Source organism: Duganella sp. BJB1802, assembly GCF_013369445.1.
Classification (GTDB): domain Bacteria; phylum Pseudomonadota; class Gammaproteobacteria; order Burkholderiales; family Burkholderiaceae_D; genus Rugamonas; species Rugamonas vulcania_A.
Window position 1 is genome coordinate 147,647 of the sequence record NZ_JABWEF010000010.1, and the last position, 17,672, is coordinate 165,318.

At 65.3% G+C, this 17,672-nt stretch carries 14 protein-coding genes; 5 read left to right on the plus strand and 9 right to left on the minus strand.

Going from position 1 to position 17,672, the window contains the following annotated elements; all coding sequences use genetic code 11:
* Positions 1 to 49: 49 nt before the first annotated feature.
* Positions 50 to 3,121, minus strand: a complete 3,072-nt coding sequence (locus tag HUX88_RS17215; protein ID WP_229219391.1) for an alpha-1,6-glucosidase domain-containing protein — start codon at positions 3,119 to 3,121, stop codon at positions 50 to 52.
* 294 nt (positions 3,122 to 3,415) lie between these two features.
* Here HUX88_RS17215 and HUX88_RS17220 point away from each other — a divergent pair, with 294 nt between their 5' ends.
* From HUX88_RS17220 to HUX88_RS17230, 3 genes are read left to right on the plus strand one after another with little or no spacing between them, the layout of a single operon-like run.
* A complete protein-coding gene (locus HUX88_RS17220; RefSeq protein ID WP_176362613.1) occupies positions 3,416 to 3,787 on the plus strand; it encodes a nuclear transport factor 2 family protein in 372 nt (123 codons plus the stop codon).
* A gap of 52 nt (positions 3,788 to 3,839) precedes the next feature.
* On the plus strand, positions 3,840 to 4,772 hold the full coding sequence (locus tag HUX88_RS17225; RefSeq protein ID WP_176362558.1) for an NAD(P)-dependent alcohol dehydrogenase: 933 nt from the start codon (positions 3,840 to 3,842) through the stop codon (positions 4,770 to 4,772).
* Positions 4,773 to 4,774: 2 nt separating this feature from the next.
* Positions 4,775 to 5,461, plus strand: coding sequence for a YafY family protein (locus tag HUX88_RS17230; RefSeq protein WP_176362559.1), 687 nt, complete (start codon positions 4,775 to 4,777; stop codon positions 5,459 to 5,461).
* 80 nt (positions 5,462 to 5,541) lie between these two features.
* Here HUX88_RS17230 and HUX88_RS17235 read toward each other — a convergent pair whose 3' ends face one another.
* The 5 genes from HUX88_RS17235 to HUX88_RS17255 form a co-directional block, all read right to left on the minus strand.
* On the minus strand, positions 5,542 to 7,068 hold the full coding sequence (locus tag HUX88_RS17235; RefSeq protein ID WP_176362560.1) for a tryptophan halogenase family protein: 1,527 nt from the start codon (positions 7,066 to 7,068) through the stop codon (positions 5,542 to 5,544).
* 10 nt (positions 7,069 to 7,078) lie between these two features.
* Positions 7,079 to 8,083 carry a cupin-like domain-containing protein gene (locus tag HUX88_RS17240; RefSeq protein WP_176362561.1) on the minus strand — a complete coding sequence of 335 codons (1,005 nt, stop codon included), beginning with the start codon at positions 8,081 to 8,083 and terminating at the stop codon, positions 7,079 to 7,081.
* Positions 8,076 to 8,774, minus strand: a complete 699-nt coding sequence (locus tag HUX88_RS17245; protein WP_176362562.1) for a SapC family protein — start codon at positions 8,772 to 8,774, stop codon at positions 8,076 to 8,078. Before HUX88_RS17245 ends, HUX88_RS17240 begins: the two co-directional genes overlap by 8 nt.
* A gap of 15 nt (positions 8,775 to 8,789) precedes the next feature.
* On the minus strand, positions 8,790 to 10,313 hold the full coding sequence (locus tag HUX88_RS17250; RefSeq protein WP_176362563.1) for a tryptophan halogenase family protein: 1,524 nt from the start codon (positions 10,311 to 10,313) through the stop codon (positions 8,790 to 8,792).
* Between the two features lie 90 nt (positions 10,314 to 10,403).
* Complete coding sequence (locus HUX88_RS17255; protein ID WP_176362564.1) at positions 10,404 to 13,352, minus strand: TonB-dependent receptor; 2,949 nt, start codon at positions 13,350 to 13,352, stop codon at positions 10,404 to 10,406.
* Between the two features lie 237 nt (positions 13,353 to 13,589).
* Here HUX88_RS17255 and HUX88_RS17260 point away from each other — a divergent pair, with 237 nt between their 5' ends.
* Together HUX88_RS17260 and HUX88_RS17265 are read left to right on the plus strand one after the other, a co-directional pair.
* On the plus strand, positions 13,590 to 14,600 hold the full coding sequence (locus tag HUX88_RS17260) for a LacI family DNA-binding transcriptional regulator (RefSeq protein WP_176362565.1): 1,011 nt from the start codon (positions 13,590 to 13,592) through the stop codon (positions 14,598 to 14,600).
* Positions 14,601 to 14,658: 58 nt separating this feature from the next.
* Entirely contained in the window at positions 14,659 to 15,198 is a 540-nt protein-coding gene (locus HUX88_RS17265; RefSeq protein WP_117014280.1) for a DUF2058 domain-containing protein, read from the plus strand.
* On the opposite strand, the gene HUX88_RS17270 is transcribed toward HUX88_RS17265, so the two are convergent.
* The 3 genes from HUX88_RS17270 to HUX88_RS17280 all read right to left on the minus strand — a co-directional run bounded on the left by HUX88_RS17270 (position 15,199) and on the right by HUX88_RS17280 (position 17,562).
* Positions 15,199 to 15,615 carry a YidB family protein gene (locus HUX88_RS17270; protein ID WP_117014279.1) on the minus strand — a complete coding sequence of 139 codons (417 nt, stop codon included), beginning with the start codon at positions 15,613 to 15,615 and terminating at the stop codon, positions 15,199 to 15,201. It abuts the gene before it with no gap.
* A gap of 84 nt (positions 15,616 to 15,699) precedes the next feature.
* On the minus strand, positions 15,700 to 16,377 hold the full coding sequence (locus tag HUX88_RS17275) for a type 1 glutamine amidotransferase domain-containing protein (RefSeq protein WP_176362566.1): 678 nt from the start codon (positions 16,375 to 16,377) through the stop codon (positions 15,700 to 15,702).
* A 27-nt stretch (positions 16,378 to 16,404) separates the two neighbouring features.
* Positions 16,405 to 17,562, minus strand: a complete 1,158-nt coding sequence (locus HUX88_RS17280) for an iron-containing alcohol dehydrogenase (RefSeq protein WP_176362567.1) — start codon at positions 17,560 to 17,562, stop codon at positions 16,405 to 16,407.
* Between the last annotated feature and the right edge of the window lie 110 nt (positions 17,563 to 17,672).

Genomic DNA, 17,672 nt, shown 5'->3' on the forward strand with positions numbered 1-17,672 from the left:
GCACTTGCCACATGGGCACTATAACCGAGTTGCCCACCGTCCGGCTATCCTATTGCGCCTCCTCCACGAACACCACGGCGCTGCGCGCGGCCACGGTGAACTTGCCGCCCACCGGGCTGTAGTTGCCCACCCGCGCGTTGCGGCCGCCGTCGGCGCCCAGCAGGATGCGGTGCACCGTCAGCTTGCGCCCGGCCAGCTCCGGCACGGCGATGCTCTTGCCGACCTTGTCGACGTTGAACACCGCCACCACCATCTTGTAGCGCGCACCCTCGTAGCGGCGCGGCTGCTGGCCGTCGATGCTCATGACGATCAGCCCCGGCACCTGCTGCGGCCCGGTGTTGTAAAAGCGCAGGCGCTCCGACACGTCCTGCGCCGTGCGCAGGCGGAACAGGCTGCTGTCCTGGCGGATCGCCAGGAAGGCGTTGACGGCGTTGCGCGCGCTGACGATGGCCACGCTGTCCGGCTTGAGCAGCGGATTGCCCAGCAGCGGCGACATCAGCGGCCAGTTGTCTTGGTTCACGCCGGCCATCGGCAGGCCGACGCCGAAGTTGTTCGACTGGTAGCTGTAGTCGAGCTTGTTGAACCAGTCGCCGGCGTCGTAGCTGTCGCGGTCCATCGATTTCGAGCGCAGCATCTCCTGGCCGGCGTGCAGGAAGGGCACGCCCTGCGCCAGGATGTTGATGGCCGCGCCCAGGCTCTGCACCCGCACGCGCTCGGCCATGCTGGTGGCCAGCGGCAGCTTGTAGACGTTCAGGTCGTACAAGGTCTGGTTGTCGTGCGCCTCGACGTAGTTGATGGTCTCCGAAGGCTGGGCCGCGAAGCCGGCCTGCTGGCCGAAGTAGTCGATCTCCGAGTTCTTGCGCAGCGCGCCGGTGCGGTCGGTGAAGCTGTAGTCGCGCAAGGTGCCGGACAGGCTCACCTTGACCAGGTCGCCCAGGCGCAGCAAGTCGTCCTTGGTCTGCGTCGATTGCGCGTTCGGATCGAGGTAGGCGCCGTTGATGAAGCCCTGCTGGCTGATCAGGCTGGAACCGCTGTCGCAGCAGCCGCCGCCGCGCACGGTGTCGCGGATGCGGTCGTTGAACGAGCCGATGCCGCTGCCGTACATATTGGCCTGGCGCGCCTGCACGAAGCGGGCGTCGTTGCCGACCGTGCCGAAGTTCCACGCCTCGCCGTACAGGTAGATGTCGCGCCCGGCCGCGCTGTTGACGGCCGTCTGCAGCCGCTGCATCACCGCCAGCGGCGTGAAGCCCATGATGTCGAAGCGGAAGCTGTCTACCTGGTAGTCGCGCGCCCAGGTGCTGACCGAATCGATCATCAGCTTGGCCATCATGGCGTTCTCGGACGCGGTGTCGGCGCAGCAGCTGTCGTTGGTGATGCCGCCGCCGGCGTTGAGGCGGTAGTAGTAGGTGGGCACGATCTTGTCCAGCACCGACAACGGTCCCTGCTGCGAAGCGCTGGTGTGGTTGTAGACCACGTCCATCGTCACCCGCAGGCCCTGTTTGTGCAGGCCCTGCACCATGGCGCGGAACTCGCGCACGCGCACCGCGCCGTCGTTGGCATTGGTGGAATAGCTGCCTTCCGGCGCCGTGTAGTGCACCGGATCGTAGCCCCAGTTGAAGCAGTCGCCGCCGCGCGTGGCTTCCACCGCCGCCTGCTGGTCGGCGGAGTTGGCGGCCGCGTTGGGAATCGACGGCGTGGTGCAGCCGGCCTCGTTGACGCTGGCGTAGTCGAACGACGGCAGCAGGTGGATGTGGGTCAGGCCGGATTGCTGCATCAGGCGCAGGTGGCGCATGCCGTCCGAGTCCTGGTCGGTGAAGGCCAGGTATTTGCCGCGGTGCGCGGTTGGCACGCTGGCGTCGCCGGCGCTGAAGTCGCGGATGTGCAGCTCGTACAGGGCGATGTCGGTCGGGCTGTCGAGGCGCGGCACGGGATGGTGGTCCCAGCCGTCCGGCTTGAGCGCGGCGCTGTCCAGGTTGGCGACGAAGCTGCGTTGGCTGTTGGCGTTCAGGCTGAAGGAATAGGGATCGGTAACGCTGTTGTCGACCACCGTGTTGCCGGCCCAGCGCGACAGCACCCGCACCTGGTAGGTGTAGTAGTAGCGGTTGACCCAGCTGGCGTCCGGCGCGGTGTAGCTCCAGATGCCGCTGGCGGCGTCGCGCGTCATGACGCGGCTCTGCGTGCTGGCGCTGGTGGCATCCGGGTACAGCTGCAGGCTGACCGACTTGGCGGTCGGCGCCCACACGCGGAAGGTCGGCACGCCGGCGCGATCGTAGCTCAGGCCCAGCGTGGCGTTGGCGGCGGCCGGGGCGAACACGCTGTCGAGCATGCCGCTGATCTGCAGCGAGGTCACCTGCAGCAGCTTGCCGCCGGCGTCGAACTGGGCCACGGCGAATTGGCCGCTGGCCTTGGCCGCGATGCCGGCCGCGTCGGCGTCGGCCATGGTCAGCGCGGTGGCGCCGGCCAGGTGCGGATATTTTTCCCGCAGGGCGGCCGGCAGCGCGCCGGTGGTCAGCGCGATGCTGCCGTCGGCGCCGGTGACGCCGCCGGCGTCCGAGCCCAGGCCGCCATTGGCCGCGTAGTACAGGCGGTAGCTGCCGCCGGCGGGCGCGCCCGGCCAGGCCAGCGTCGAGGCGGACAGCCAGTGCGCGCTGGCGTTGTTGAGGTTGCCGTAGCTGATGGTGGGCGGCGCGCCGTAGACGGTGCAGTCGCCTTCCAGCATCCAGACCTCCTGGCCCTTGCTGGCGATGTCGGGTGTGAAGTTGGCCGACTGGTCGCTGCCGCAATTCTTGTTGCCGCTGCCGTCGGTGACCAGGAACCAGATCGCGGATTTGGCGGTGTTGACGGGGATGTCGACGTAGCCGCCGAAGTCGTCGCCCTGGGTCATCATGAAGCGGCCGGTGATCCAGCCGGCGCTGGGATTGACCGGGCCGTCCCACGAGTACACGCCCCACTGGCTGGCGTCGCCTGCCGCGCGGTGGAAGTGCATGCGGATGTTGGCCGGGGCCGGCGGCGCGGCCGCGATGCCCGCCACCATCGTGCCGGCCAGCAGCTTGTTGGCCGGGGCGGCGGTGCCAGCGCCGTCGCTGCCGCCGCAGGCGGCCAGCAGGGCGAGCGCTCCCATGGCCGTGATCAGTTTTAGTTGTGAAACTAAACTACAGTGCGGTTTCATGCTTGTCTCCGTGTTTTATGGTTTTTTACCTACAATCGTCTATGGACTGGATGGGTTCGTAATATTACTACCTAAAAAATATGGAAATGATAAATATTCGGCGGAGTGTTGTTGGGCGTGGACAGACAAGAAGATTGGGGCGCAACCCTGGGCTGAGCCTGGAACTGCCGGATTGAATCATGGTGACAGAATCTGGCACTATGGTGACCTAAACTGAGTTTTCTTACCTAACAGAAGGAAACCATGATGAACAATACCCAAGCCCTTGAAATCGCCCACGCCTACGTCAACGCAATTGCTGCCAAGGACGTCGAGAAAATCGTTTCGTTGTCAGCGGACGATGTGGTGTGCAACTCGCCCATCGGACAATTGCAGGGGACGGAGCGCTTCCGCGCTTTCCATGACGGCTTTGCTCGGATGAGCACGAAACTGACCGTACTTGCTGTCTTTGGCGGAGAGGAGCAAGCGGTGGTGGTCTATGACGTGGAAACCCACCCCGTCCCGCACGCTATCACCGCCGAGCTCATTCAGGTCAAGGACGGCAAGCTGGTTTCAACCGAAGTGATCTACGACGCCACTCCTTTCGCCGCCTATATGGCATCGATACAGCCCCACTGACTGACGCAAGGAGCGCATATAGCATGATCACGGACGTAAGGAGTAGTTTGCAATGAAGCGTATCCAATATGACGAATATGGCGGCCCCGAATTGATGCGGATCGACGACTTTGAGTTGGAAGTACCCGGTCAGGGGCAGGTCGCTGTGCAAATCAAGTTCGCGGCCGTCAATCCCATCGATTGGAAGGTGCGCAATGGGCATTTGAAAATGGTGACGGGACGGGTATTCCCCCGTGCCATGGGGAGCGACTTTTCCGGCACGGTGATCTCGATTGGTTCCGGTGTCACGCGTTTCAAGCCTGGCGATGCCGTGTTCGGCTTGGCGAGAATTAAGGAAAGCGGCGCGCTTGGCCAAGCTGTTGTCACCAATGAGGGCTTCCTTTCAAAAAAACCGGACACGGTGTCTTTCCAGGACGCTGCATGCCTTGGAACTCCTGGTGTCACCGCTTGGAACGGTCTGGTAGATAAAGCCAGGCTGACCAAAGGCAAGCATGTGTTCGTCAACGGCTGCACCGGCGCGGTGGGTGAGGCTGTGGTTCAGATCGCCCGGATGCTGGGCTGCGTGGTATCCGGCAGTTGCAGCGCGGCGGCGATGCAAAGAGCGCAAGCCCTTGGACTTCAGCGCATCTTCGACTATCGAACGACCGATTTGTCGATGCTCAACGAACGATACGATGTGGTCTACGATACTGCCGGAACCATGGCGACTGCGGTTGGGCTCAGATTGGCGGCCAAGGATGGGTTATTTCTGGATATCGATCCGAGCCCGGGAAAATTCATTCGTGCGCTCTTTAACCGCCGACTAAAACCCATCGTCTGCACCCCGAAGGCCGATATCCTCGACGCCCTTGCCCAAGCGGCAGGGGAGGGCAAGTACCGCTTGCCCGTCGCCGAGATCGTGACGCTGAAAGAGGCGCCTCGGTTGATCGCTGCTCTTGAAGCGGGCCGCAAGCTGAACGGAAAAGGTCTGGTTGTGATGGAGTAAGCATGGCGCGTAGCCTTCGACTGTTTGACCTTATGCAGGTTCTTCGCCGGCACCGTGGAACGGTGTCCGGCCGGGTTCTTGCGAGCGAGGTCGGCGTGTCGTTGCGCACGATCCGTCGCGACATCGTGACCTTGCAGGCGATGGGGGCGGACATCGATGGCGAGCCGGGCGTCGGGTATATCCTGCGGCCCGGCTTTCTCCTTCCACCGCTATCGTTCACAGTAGAGGAGCTTCAAGCACTTGTGGCTGGCGCACAATGGGTCAGCCACCAGACCGACGATGCGCTAGCGCTCGCCGCGCAGAATGCGCTGGCGAAAATTGGCGGCGTGCTTCCCCAGGATATGCGGATGGCGCTGGACGACGACGCGCTTTATATCGCCCGAAAAAGAGAGGAGACCTCCGACCTGGATCTGGCGCGAGTCCGGAGGGCGATGCGGGAACAGTGCAAGATGCATATCGTCTACGCGGATCAGGCAGGCACTCCTTCGGAGCGGGTTATTTGGCCGATCATGCTCGGCTTTGTCGAGTCGAAGCGGTTCATAGCCGGGTGGTGCGAGCTGCGCGAAGACTTCCGGCTATTCCGTGTCGATCGTATTGTGAAGGCCGATTTTCTGTCTGAACGCTACGCTCAGAATCGACGGCAACTAGTGAAGAAATGGCGCGCTCAGGAAGATACTCGACGTAAGTGAAAAGTTGGCATCCACGCGGCCTCGCCACCAGTGAACCTGGTGGCTCATGGTGACGGTGCTAAGTTCTTGAGCTAAAAAAATCAGGCGGCCCTGGCTCCCTCCGCGCGGCCGCAGTAGCGCTCCACATACGCCTGGTGCGTCGGCAGCTGCACCACGATGCGGTCCACCCGCGACTTGATGCCGCCCAGGAAGTGCCTGAGTTCCTCGTCGCCCATCAGGTCGGCGGTCTGGTGGTGCGAGCGCGGCATGATGCCCTGGCCCAGCATCACCTGGATCCACGAATTCTCCGCGAATAGCTCGTTCGGCACGCGGAACACGCGGCCGGTCTCGCGGAACAGGTCGATGCGGTGCCGCAGTGAGGCCGGGATGCTCATCTCGCGCGCCTCGGTCCAGAACGGCGAGTCGGTGCGGTTGTTGACGTGGTAGTGCAGGATGATGAAATCGCGGATGTGCTCGATCTCGCTGTTGCACTGCTGGTTGTACTCGGCTATGTCGGCCTGGCTGATGCCGTCGGTGGGGAAGGTCTGCATCAATCGCACCACGGCGCGCTGGATCAGGTGGATGCTGGTCGATTCGATCGGCTCCAGGAAGCCGCTGGCCAGGCCCATCGCCACCACGTTGCCCTTCCACGTCTGCTGGCGCTGGCAAGGCTTGAACTTGATCACGCGCGGCGTGACCAGCGTCTTGCCCTCGACGTTGGACAGCAGCTGCTTCATCGCCGCGTCGTCGTCCAGGTGGCGGCTCGAATACACGATGCCGTTGCCGACCCGGTGCTGCAGCGGGATGCGCCATTGCCAGCCGGCCTGGTGCGCCATCGAGCGCGTCAGCGGCACGGCGTCTCCCACCGACTCGGTCTGCACCGCGATGGCGCGGTCGCAGAACAGCCATTGCGACCAGTCCTCCATCGGCTCCTGCATGGCCTCGCCGATCAGCAGGCCGCGGAAGCCGGTGCAGTCGATGAACAGGTCGCCTTCGATTTCCTGGCCCGATTCCAGCACCAGCGAGCGCACGTCGCCGTTGTCCTCGTGCTTGGTGTAGCGCACGATCTTGCCTTCGACGCGCTTCACGCCGCGCGGCTCGCTCAGGCGGCGCAGATATTTGGCGTAGCGGCTGGCGTCCAGGTGGTAGGCGTAGTTCATGCCGTTGTCCGGCAGGTGGGCGAAGCGGTTTTCCAGCGAGGCCTTCAGCTCCAGGCAGTAGTCGCCGTAGTCGCCGGCCAGGCCGCGCTCGACGCCCTTGTGCCAGAAGTGCTGGAAGCCGGCGGTCCAGTGGTCGGTGCCGGTCATGCCGAAGGAGTGGATGTAGTCTTCCCTGACGTTGCGCCAGCCCTCGAAGCTGATGCCCAGCTTGAACGTGGCCTGGGTCTCGGCCATGAATTCCTGCTCGTTGATCTCCAGCAGATTGTGGAAGTTGATCAGCGTCGGAATGGTGGCCTCGCCGACGCCCACCGTGCCGATCTCGTCGGACTCGATCAAGGTGATGTCGAGCCGCTTGCCCAGCACCTTGGCGATGCCGGCCGCCGCCATCCAGCCGGCGGTGCCGCCGCCGGCGATGACGACGCGGCGCACCGGCCGGCGGGTGTTCGGATCTCGGATGGTAGGGTGCATCGATGTCTCCTTATCGGTGTATTTTTTTCAGGGTCTGGGCGCGCAGCACGCGCGCGGCCTCGTCGTTGAGCGGCGCCAGCACATGGCGGGCGTGCTCGGGAATGTGCGCGGCCGTGGTCTCGTCGGCTTCGAAGATGTAGTGGCGGAAGATCTCCTGCCACGCCTTGCGCTGCGCCGCCGGCAGGTCGCGCATGGTGAGGAAGGCCAGCATCAGCGCGCTGGTCGGCGTGTCCATGTAGTCCGGCGACTGGCGCCACCAGTAGTTGACCAGCACGTTGAACGGGTCCAGCGATTCGATGTGGTGCCACCACATGCTGGGGATGAAGATGGCGTCGCCCGGCCCCAGCTCGGCGGTGCGCGCGTGCGCCAGCGCCTCGGCGAACTTCGGATATTTGTCGAAGTCCGGGTTCAGCAGGTCCACCAGGCTGACGGCCTGGCCGGCCGGCGTGAAGTCCAGCGGGCCGATGTACAGGTTCTTGAGCTGCTCCGGCGGGAACAGCGTGAAGCGGCGCCGGCCGGCCGCCACTACGGCCAGGTTGTCCGGCACGTCGTAGTGGGCGGCGATGCGGGTGCGGTTGCCGATCCAGATGCTGGCCAGCGCGTCGCGCCCGCCCAGGTCGATGTCGTTCTGTTCGCGGAAGCCGGGCAGGCAGGTCTCCACCGTGGTCGAGCCGACGTAGACGGTGGCCGGGTTTTCGTGATGGCGCTTGGCTTCGATCTCGTCCAGCACGGCGGTCAGCTTGGCGTGCACGGGATAGAAGTTGAAGCCGCTCATGTCGGCGTTGTAGAAGAAGCGGCCGCCCGCTTCCGGCGGGCCCAGCATCGCGCCGACCGTGGCGTCGCGGTAGTGGCTGCGCAGGTAGGCGTCGCCGCCGCGTTCGTCCGCCAGCGTCGCGCGCACCATCGGCCAGCTGGCGGCCAGGCCGCGCAGCACCAGCGGCTCAGTGGAGGTGAGGATGTCGTCGCCCAGGTCGTTGACGCCCAGGCCGCTGATCTCGCGCAGGGCTTCAGGCATGGGCGTTCTTGCGGTCGATGAGCATGCGGAAGTTCGACAGCGAGGCCAGCACCATGTAGATGCTGTGCAGGTGGCCGGCCCGGTGCAGCGCGGCCACGGCGTCCGCGTCCAGCGCCGCCAGCTTGTCCTCGTTGATGGTGTAGAAGCCGACCAGGCGGTTCTGCGAGCCGTCGTTCAGCTCGACGTCGAGCACGAAGCTTTCCAGCAGCTCGTGCTGCAGCAGCGCCGACAGCAAGGCCGGCGTGGCCTGCAGGCCCTGGTGGATGGTCAGTAGCATCGCGCTGACGCGCTCCAGGAATTCGCTGTTGCCGCCGTGCGGCAGGAACACCGGCTCGCCCTCGTCGCGGCTGACGCGCGGGCTGTCGGCGTCGATGTGCACCATCAGCTCGGTGCCGTTGACGCCGATCAGGAAGGGCTGGCGCTCGATCATCAACGGCACGTAGGGCGCATCCCAGCGCTGGCCATCGAGGAACAGGTTCTCCTCTTCCTGGAAGCCGAACAGCGCGACCGGCTCGAAGCCCAAGCCGTCCGTGGTCTTGCGGAACACGATGGGGTAGCAGGCCTGCACGTCGCGGAATTCGGAAGGGAAGGTGGTCGCCCACATCTGGCGGTCGCCGAACTGCGCGCCGTGGCGGGTGATGACGCGCAGGTCCTTGTGGTCTACATTGTTGAGCAATACGATGTTCGGCATGTGGTCTCTCGTGATTTAGATTTTCTGCAAGCCGTGGCGCTTGATGTGGTTGATCAGTGTGCGGTTGTCCGGCAGTCCGCCCAGCATCTTGTGGGTCAGCTCGGCGGCCTCGCGGAAATAGCCGTCGGCCAGCGCGGCCTGGCGCGGCTGGGGATTCGTGAATTCGCTGCGGAAGCCCATGCCGTACAACACGTACTGGTAGCTGGCCCACGGGAACACTTCCTCGATGCGGTTGAAGTCGTTGCGCGATGGCGCGCGGTGGCGCCACAGGGTCAGCAAGTCGCCCAGCCGGTCGGGGACGGCGGCGGTGTTGTCGCGCCAGTAGTCGCTGTCGCGGCGCTGGCTCAGCACGTAGTGCAGCTTGAGGAAGTCGATCACCCGCTCCCAGCGGTAGGTGAAGGCTTCGTTGAAACGGGCGGCGACGATGTCCATCGCCGCGCGCGTGGCCGGCAGTTCGTCGCTGACCATGGCGGCCGACATTTCCGCCAGCGCCAGCGCCGACGCCTCCAGCGGCTCGATGAAGCCGGCCGACAGGCCGATGGCCACGCAGTTGCGGTGCCAGAAGCGTTCGCGGTAGCCGGGGTTGAAGCTGAGCTTGCGCGGCGGCGGGATGTCCTGCGGGCCGCCGGTGTCGGTGATGTAGCGGCGCAGCTCGGCCTCGGCCTGCTCGTCGCCGATGTGGGCGCTAGAGTACACGTGGCCGACGCCGCGCCGGGTCGGCAGGCCGATGTCCCAGATCCAGCCGGCGCTTTGCGCGGTGGACGAGGTCTGCGAGGCGATCGGGTGGTTGTCGTCGGGGTAGGGGATCTGCACCGCCAGCGCCGTGTCGTTGTACAGCACGTGTTTCTGCGACAGGAAGGGCACCTGGTAGTGTTTGCCCAGTAGCAGCGACTGCATGCCGGTGCAGTCGATGAACAGGTCGCCTTCCAGCGCGCCGTGCGTTTGTGTGTGCAGCGCGGCGATGTCGCCGTTGTCGTGGCTGGCGATGCCGACCACGTTGTCCGGCACGTAATGCACGCCCAGCTTTTCCAGGCAGTGCTTGCGCAGGAAGACACCGAACTTGCCGGCGTCGAGATGGTAGCCGTAGTTGGCCACCGACGAGAACTCCGGCGTCACCACCTGCTTGGGCGCGCGGCCGTGGACGCACAGGTGCGGCTGGTAGCTGACCAGGTCGGCGAACGGGATGTCGGGATGCTGCGCCTGCCATTGCTCCGGCAGGTTCACTTCGTCGTAGCCTTGCGGCAGCACGAAGGGATGGAAGTAGTAGTCGTTGTCCGCGCCGGTCACCCAGCGGTTGAAGCGCGAGCCCTGCTTGAACGAGGCGTCGCACTCGCGGAAGAAATCGGATTCGGACACGCCGATGCGGCGCAGCGTGTCGCGCATGCTGGGCCAGGTGCCTTCGCCCACGCCGATGGGCGCGATGTCGGGCGACTCGATCAGGGTGATGTGCAGGGACGTGCCCTGGTGGTCGGCCGCGATCAGGCCGGCCGTCAGCCAGCCGGCGGAACCGCCTCCCACAATCACGATGCGTCGGACCATATTGCTCGCCTTGGTTTAAGGATGAGATTGCTAAAGTCTAACCGAAAAGGGCCGCTGACAGGCAGCGGCCCCGGAACGATCAACTACCGGTTAGAACTTGTAGCGCGCGCCGATCATGTAGCGCGGGCCCTGCTGCGTGACCGACTCCAGCTGCTGCTTGGTGCGGCTGTGCACACGCTGGATCGAGTTGCCCACGTTGATGCCCTCGAACTGGAAGCTCAGCTTCTCGTTGTAGTTGTAGCCGATGCTGACGTCGACCTGGCCGTACGCTTCCACGTACTGCGGGTTCGGGCCGGAGCCGTCGAAGGTCGACGACAGGAACTCGCCGCGCCAGTTGTAGGCCAGGCGGGCGGTGAAGTTCTTGTCCTCGTAGATGCCGACCACGTTCGACGAGTTCGACAGCCCGACCAGCGCGAACTGCTCGCCCAGCTTGGCGTTGTCGTACTTCAGGCCCGAGTGCACATAGGTGTAGTTGGTCGACACGCCGAAGCCGCTGTTGCCGAACATGTGCTGCAAGTTCACCTCCAGGCCGTTCAGGCTGGCCGCCTTCTGGTTGGAGAAGGAGTTGATCTTGAAGTTGGCGACCGGATCGCTCGGCTGGCCGACGATGGTGCCGGTGGTGTGCTTGCTGTCGCCGGTTCCGGTATCGGGGCCGCGCGTCACGCCCGGCGCGCCGTCGTGGTTGCGGAAGATGTAGTCGCGGATGCAGGTGGTGTCGGCGGTGGTGCAGCCGCTGGCCAGCGCCTCGTTCCAGAACTTGCCGCCCACCGGCGTGTGCAGGTTGAACGGCGTGGCGTCGAACTGCGACTGGCCGGCGTAGTTCTCCAGGTTCTTGCGGAAGTAGCCCAGCGAGAAGAAGTTCTGCTTGCCGTAGTACCACTCGTAGGACAGGTCCAGGTTCTTGGACTTGACCGGCTTCAGCGCCGGGTTGCCCTGGCTGCCGGTGCCGCCGTTGGCGCGCACCAGCGAGTCCAGCGTAGTGCCGCCCTGGATCTGGTCGTAGCGCGGACGGCCGATGGTCTCGCCCAGGCTCAGGCGTAGTTTCTGGTTCGGCGTCAGCTCGATGTCGGAGTCAAAGCTCGGCAGCAGGTTGTGGTACTTGCCGGTCAGCGTGGTGAAGGTCGGATCGCCGAAGGTGATCGGCAACTCGTTCTGCGACACCCAGCTGATGCCCACCGCCGCCGGCACCAGCGCGGTCGAGGTGACGTCGGTGGTTTCGTAGCGCAGGCCGACCGAGGTGCGGATCGGCAGCTTGGTGTCCCAGTCGGTGTTGAACTGGACGAAGGCCGAGTTGGACTTCTCGGTGGTGCGGGCGTCGTGGTCGAAGGTGGTCTTCGGCAGGTACAGCTCGGGCTTGCCCGACGCGGTCGCCGCCAGCTGGCGCACCTGGGCGAAGTTGAAGGTGTAGAACTGGTTGAACAGGCTGGGGCTGCCGCTGCCGTCGATATGGTCGAAGTACTGGCGCACCGACTCGGGATGCCACACGCTGCTAGGATAATCGGACGGCTTGGTGGCGCCGCTCCAGGTGTCGCGCTGCTGGTTGGAGAAGGCCGAGCGGTTCTTCACCTCGGACACGGTGGCGCCGAACTTCAGCTCGGACGCTTCCAGCACTTTCCATGCGCCCTTGACCTGGGTCTGGTCGACCTCGCCCTTCATGTAGCCGTTGGTGAACACCGAACCGGTGACCTGCTGCGGCGCCTTGGTGAAGTCGGCGCCGGCGATGCTCAGCACCGGGAAGTCGTGGCTGAAGTCGGCCGTGGTGTCGCCACGGCTGAAGCTGGCGGTGCCGAGCGTGTTGCTCGAACCGAAGGGGCTGTCGGCGCGCGACTCGGCGGTCGAGTGGTGGGTGTCGAGCTCGAAGCGCAGGTCGTTGGTCGGCTTCCACACGGCGTTGAAGCCCAGCGATTTGTTCTGCGTCTTGGTGGCGAAGTCGGCGCCGCCCATGGCGATGTCGGAGGTGCCGTCCAGGAGTTCCTTGTAGATCAGCGGGCTCTGGACCGGGCCGCCGGTCCACGAGCTGTTCGACCCACCGAAGTTGAACCAGGCCGAGATGTCGTTGCGCTTGGTCTGGATCTTGTTTTCGGAATAGGTGTAGTCCAGCGTGGTGACCAGCTTGTCGACCGGCTTGTACTGCAGGGTCAGCTGGGCGTTGGTGCGCTGGCGCTTGACGCCGTTGAAGTTGTAGTTCAGGTTTTGCGGCACCGAGTACAGGTCGCTCGCGCCGGGGGGATTGGTGGCGCTGCCCTTGGGGATGGTGCCCCAGCTGTTGTCGTCGCCGCGGAACGGGCCCTTCCAGCCGTTGGAGACGGCCGCGGTGTTGTAGCCCAGGTTGCGTTCCTGGTAGCTGCCGGTCAGCGCCACGCCGAACTTGTTGTTGTCGAAGGTGTTCGAGTACAGGCCGGACAGTTCCGGCGTGGTCGAGCGGCTGGCCTTGATGTCGCCCGGCAGGTTGCCGTTGGTGCTGTCGTACACGCCCTTGACGCCCACGCTCGAATGCATGCCGGGACGGTCGAACGGGCGCGCCGTCATCACGTTGACGGTGGCGCCGATGCCGCCGGTCGGCGTTTCGGCGCGGCTGGTCTTGTACACCTGCAGCTGCGCGATCGCTTCCGAGGCCAGGTTGGCGAAGTCGAAGGCGCGGCCGTTGAGGTCGCCCAGGTTGGAGGTCGGCATCTGGCGGCCGTTCAGCAGCACCAGGTTGAAGTCGGGGCCGACGCCGCGCACGGTGATCTTCGAGCCCTCGCCGATCGAGCGGTCGATCGACACGCCGGAAATGCGCTGCAGCGATTCGGCCAGGTTGGTGTCGGGGAACTTGCCGATGTCCTCGGCCACGATGCCGTCGACGATGCCGTCGGAATTGCGCTTGAGGTTCATCGACGAAAGCAAGCTCTGGCGCAGACCGGTCACCACCACGCTCTGGACTTCCGGTTCGGCGGCCTTGGCGGGCGCTTCCTGCGCCAGCACCTGGGCGGCCGCCGCCGCGCAGGCGCCGGCCACCGCCAGACTCATTAATTTTTGTCGTGTCTTTGGATAATGCATGTCATCTCCTGTGTTTTTTATGAACTGCCCGCTGCCAACTTCCGTCGATCTAGAATTGGAAAGGTTTCCAATTCATGTGGCAAATATAGCACCGAACGAATTTCGAAGTCAATTTGCGATGCCGCATAAACGGGGCCGGGTTTTCGTTGACAGAGGAAAGCAAGCCGTGCAACATGTCTGGGAACGTTTCCAAAAAGAGACACTTTGCATGCACACCCCATCGGAAAGGCGGTCGCCATGGCCACCATCAAGGACGTAGCCCGCCTGGCGGGCGTAGGACTGGGCACCGCCTCGCGCGTAGTCAGCGGCAAGGGATCGGTGTCGCCGGCCACGCTGGCGCGGGTCAGGGCGGCCATCGAGGCGCTGGACTTCCGGCCTTCGCACGCGGCGCGCACGCTGCTGTCGGGGTCGAGCCAGATGATAGGCGTGTACATCCCGGTGCTCAGCGGCACCTTCTACACGCCCATCCTGCAAATCATCGACAACGAATTGCGCGCCGCCGGCCTGCACATGGTGGTGGCCTTCGGCGCCGGCCTGGGCGGCGCGCGCCAGCAGGCGATCGAGGGCATCGCCTTCCTGATCGAGCGCGGCTGCGACGGCCTGATCCTGATGACCAACGTGCTGCAGGAGGAGGACATCGTCGCGCTGCGCTTCCAGCACAAGCGCATGGTGGTGCTCAACCACAGCTTCGACAGCCTGGCCGGGCAGTGCTTCACGGTCGACCACATGCTGGGCGGGCGGATGGCGGCGCGCACCCTGCTCGACCACGGGCACCGCGAGATCGCCGTGGTGGCCGGGCCGGCCAGCCTGCCGGACAACGTGGTGCGGGTCAACGCCTTCCTCGACGAGCTGCGGGCCAACGGCGTCGACACCGCCAGGCTGTGGGTGACCGAGCGCGACTTCTCGCCGGCCGGCGGCTGGTCGGCGGCCAAGGAGTTGATGGACTCGAAGCACCCGTGCAGCGCGCTGTTCTGCGCCAACGACGAGATGGCGGTGGGCGCGCTGTCCTACTTCCAGGAGGCCGGCATCCGCGTGCCGCACGAGCTGTCGGTGATCGGCTACGACGACACGCCCAGCGCGGAATTCTCGGCGCCGCGCCTGACCACGGTGCACATGCCGTGGCGCGAGATGACGCAGAACGGCATCAACGCCTTGCTCAACAGCTGCTACGACCTGCAGCGTCCCGTCACGCGCGGCTATCCGGTGACGATGACCTTGCGCGCCTCGCTGGCCTCGCATGCGGCCTAGCCTATAATGGAGGCCGTTGCCCGCAGGGGCGGCGGACCTTTTTTATGGAGTGGTACACATGGTTTCGTTACAAGATCAATTGCTGAAGGCCGGCCTGGTGGCCAAGAACAAGGTCAAGGTCGCCAATCAGGAAAAGAGCAAGCAGAAGAAGGAAGAGCGTCGCACCGGCACGCAGAGCGTGGACGAAGCCAAGCTGGCCGCGCAGGAGGCGCAGCGCAAGCTGGCCGAGCGCAACCGCGAACTGAACGCGCAGCGCGACGCCGCCGCGCAGCAGAAGGCCATCCTGGCGCAGATCGCGCAGATGGTGCAGCAGAACCGCCAGAGCAAGGGCCACAACGGCGACATCGCCTACAACTACACGCACGGCAGCAAGATCGAGCGCATGTTCGTGACGGCGGCGGTGCGCGAGCACCTGGTCGCGGGGCGGCTGGTGATCGTGGTGCTGAACGGCGTGGCCGAACTGGTGCCGCGCGTGATCGCCGACAAGATCGCCGAGCGCGATCCGGCGCTGGTGGTGCGCGTCAACAAGAGCACCACCGCGGTGGAGGAAGACGATCCATACGCCGCCTTCCAGATCCCCGACGACCTGATGTGGTGATCAGGCGCTCAGGCGCGCCTTCAGCAGGGTCAGGCCCTGCGCCAGCAGGCCGTCGGCCGGCATTTCGCCGTGCGGCGTCAGCTGGTCGATAATCTGCGGCAGCATGCCGGCCAGGCCGGACGACACCTGCTGCGGATCGATGCCGGCGTGGCCGGCGATCTGCTGTAACTGGTCCGAGCCCAGCGCCGCCTCCAGCTGGTCGCCGGAAATGGCCTGGTTGGCGCCGGTGCCGATCCAGGACATGACCTGGTCGGCCAGGCCGCTCTCCTTGAGTTTCTCCAGCACGGCCGGCACGCCGCCGGCCCGGTCTATCATCACCATCACGCCCGACAGCAGGTTCCCCTGCTGCGCTTCTTCGCCCTGCTGGCCGCCCAGCGATCCCATGACCTGCCCTGCAAGTTGATCCAGTAAGCTCATCGTATTCTCCTGTTGGGTAAGGCAATGGAGATATCATTTTTGCATTGATTCAACGGCAGGGCAAGCGGCTTTTGGTGTGCGGCCTCAGGCCAGCAGCTTGAGCAGCGCGGCGGCGGCCGCTTCCGACGAGGCCGGGTTCTGGCCGGTCACCAGCAGGCCGTCGGTGATGGCGTAAGCTTGCCAGTCGCCCAGCTTGGAGTAGATGCCGCCGTGTTCCTTCAACATGTCCTCGACCAGGAAGGGCACGACCTGGGTCAGGCCGACCGCTTCCTCCTCGGTGTTGGTGAAGCCGGTCACCCGCTTGCCGCGCACCAGCGGGCTGCCGTCGGCCGCCTTCACGTGGCGCAGCACGCCGGGCGCGTGGCACACCGCCGCCACCGGTTTGCCGGCCGCCAGCATGGCTTCGATCAGCGCGATCGAGGCGCGGTCCTCGGCCAGGTCCCACAGCGGGCCGTGGCCGCCCGGATAAAACACGGCGTCGAAATCGGCCGCCGAGACCTCGGCCAGCTTGCCGGTGTGGGCCAGCGCGGCTTGCGCCTCGGGATCGGCCTTGAAGCGGATGGTGGCCGGGGTCTGCGATTCGGGCGCGTCGCTCTTCGGATCCAGCGGCGGCTGTCCGCCCAGCGGCGAGACCAGCGTCAGCTGGGCGCCGGCTTCCTTCAGCGCGTAGTACGGCGCGGCGAATTCCTCCAGCCAGAAGCCGGTCTTGTGGCCGGTGTTGCCCAGTTGGTCGTGCGAGGTGAGTACCATCAGGATGTTCATGTCGTGTCCTTTGTGTGTGGGGTGGAATTACAGTGCGGCTTCGAGGATGCGGCGGCTGCGGGCCAGGTCGATGTCGCGGTGCTCGCCCAGGCTGGTCATGCCGTGCGCCTGCAGTTGCGCCAGCACGGCCTCGACCGCCTCCTGGCCCAGCTGGTAGGCCGACAATCGGGTCGGGATGCCCAGGCCTTCGAAGAACGCGCGGGTGCGGGCGATGGCGGCGTCGATGCGTTGCTCGTCGCTGCCGTCGCGGATGCCCCAGACGCGCTCGCCGTATTGCAACAGCTTCGCGTGTTTGCTGTCGCGCTGTACGTCCAGCAGCGACGGCAGCACCAGCGCCAGCGTGCGCGCGTGGTCGATGTCGTACAGCGCGGTGAGCTCGTGGCCGATCATGTGGGTGGCCCAGTCCTGCGGCACGCCCGCGCCGATCAGGCCGTTGAGCGCCAGGGTGGCGGTCCACATCAGGTTGGCGCGGGTGGCGTAGTCGTCGGGCGCGGCCAGCGCTTGCGGCGCGATCTCGACCAGCGTCTGCAGCAGGCCCTCGGCGAAGCGGTCCTGCGCCAGCGCCTGCACCGGATAGGTCAGGTATTGCTCGACCGTGTGGACGAAGGCGTCGACCAGGCCGTTGGCGACCTGTTTGATCGGCAGCGTGAAGGTCTTGGCCGGATCGAGCACCGAGAACTGCGGGAACAGCAGCGGGCTGCGGAACGGCAGCTTGGCGTGGGTGGCCTTGTGGGTGACCACGGCGCCGTTGTTCATCTCCGAGCCGGTGGCGGGCAGGGTCAGCACGGCGCCGAAGGGCAGGGCGCGGCGCACCTTGGCGCCGCCGCTCTGGGCGATCTCCCACGGCTCGCCGTCGTACAGCGCGGCGGCGGCGGCGAACTTGGTGCCGTCGATGACCGAGCCGCCGCCGACCGCCAGCAGGAAGTCGATCTCGTCGCGGCGCACCTGGTCGACGGCGCGCATCAGGGTTTCGTAGCTGGGGTTGGGTTCGATGCCGCCGAACTCGCGGCTGATGCGGGCGCCGAGGGCGCGGCGCACCTCGGCCAGGGTGCCGGTCTTTTCGGCGCTGGCGCCGCCGTACAGGATCAGCACGCGGGCCGATTCCGGCACCAGACGCGACAGTTGAGCGACGGTGTCCGCGCCGAAGACGATCTTGGTGGGGTTGTGGAATTCAAAATTCTTCATGCTGGCTCCTGATATTAGACTGGTCGTCTAGAAATGGGGTCAAAAAATGGGGTCAAGTCTGACATTCGGACACGAGCTGTTCAGTAGCAGCCCGCTACTGAACAGCTCGT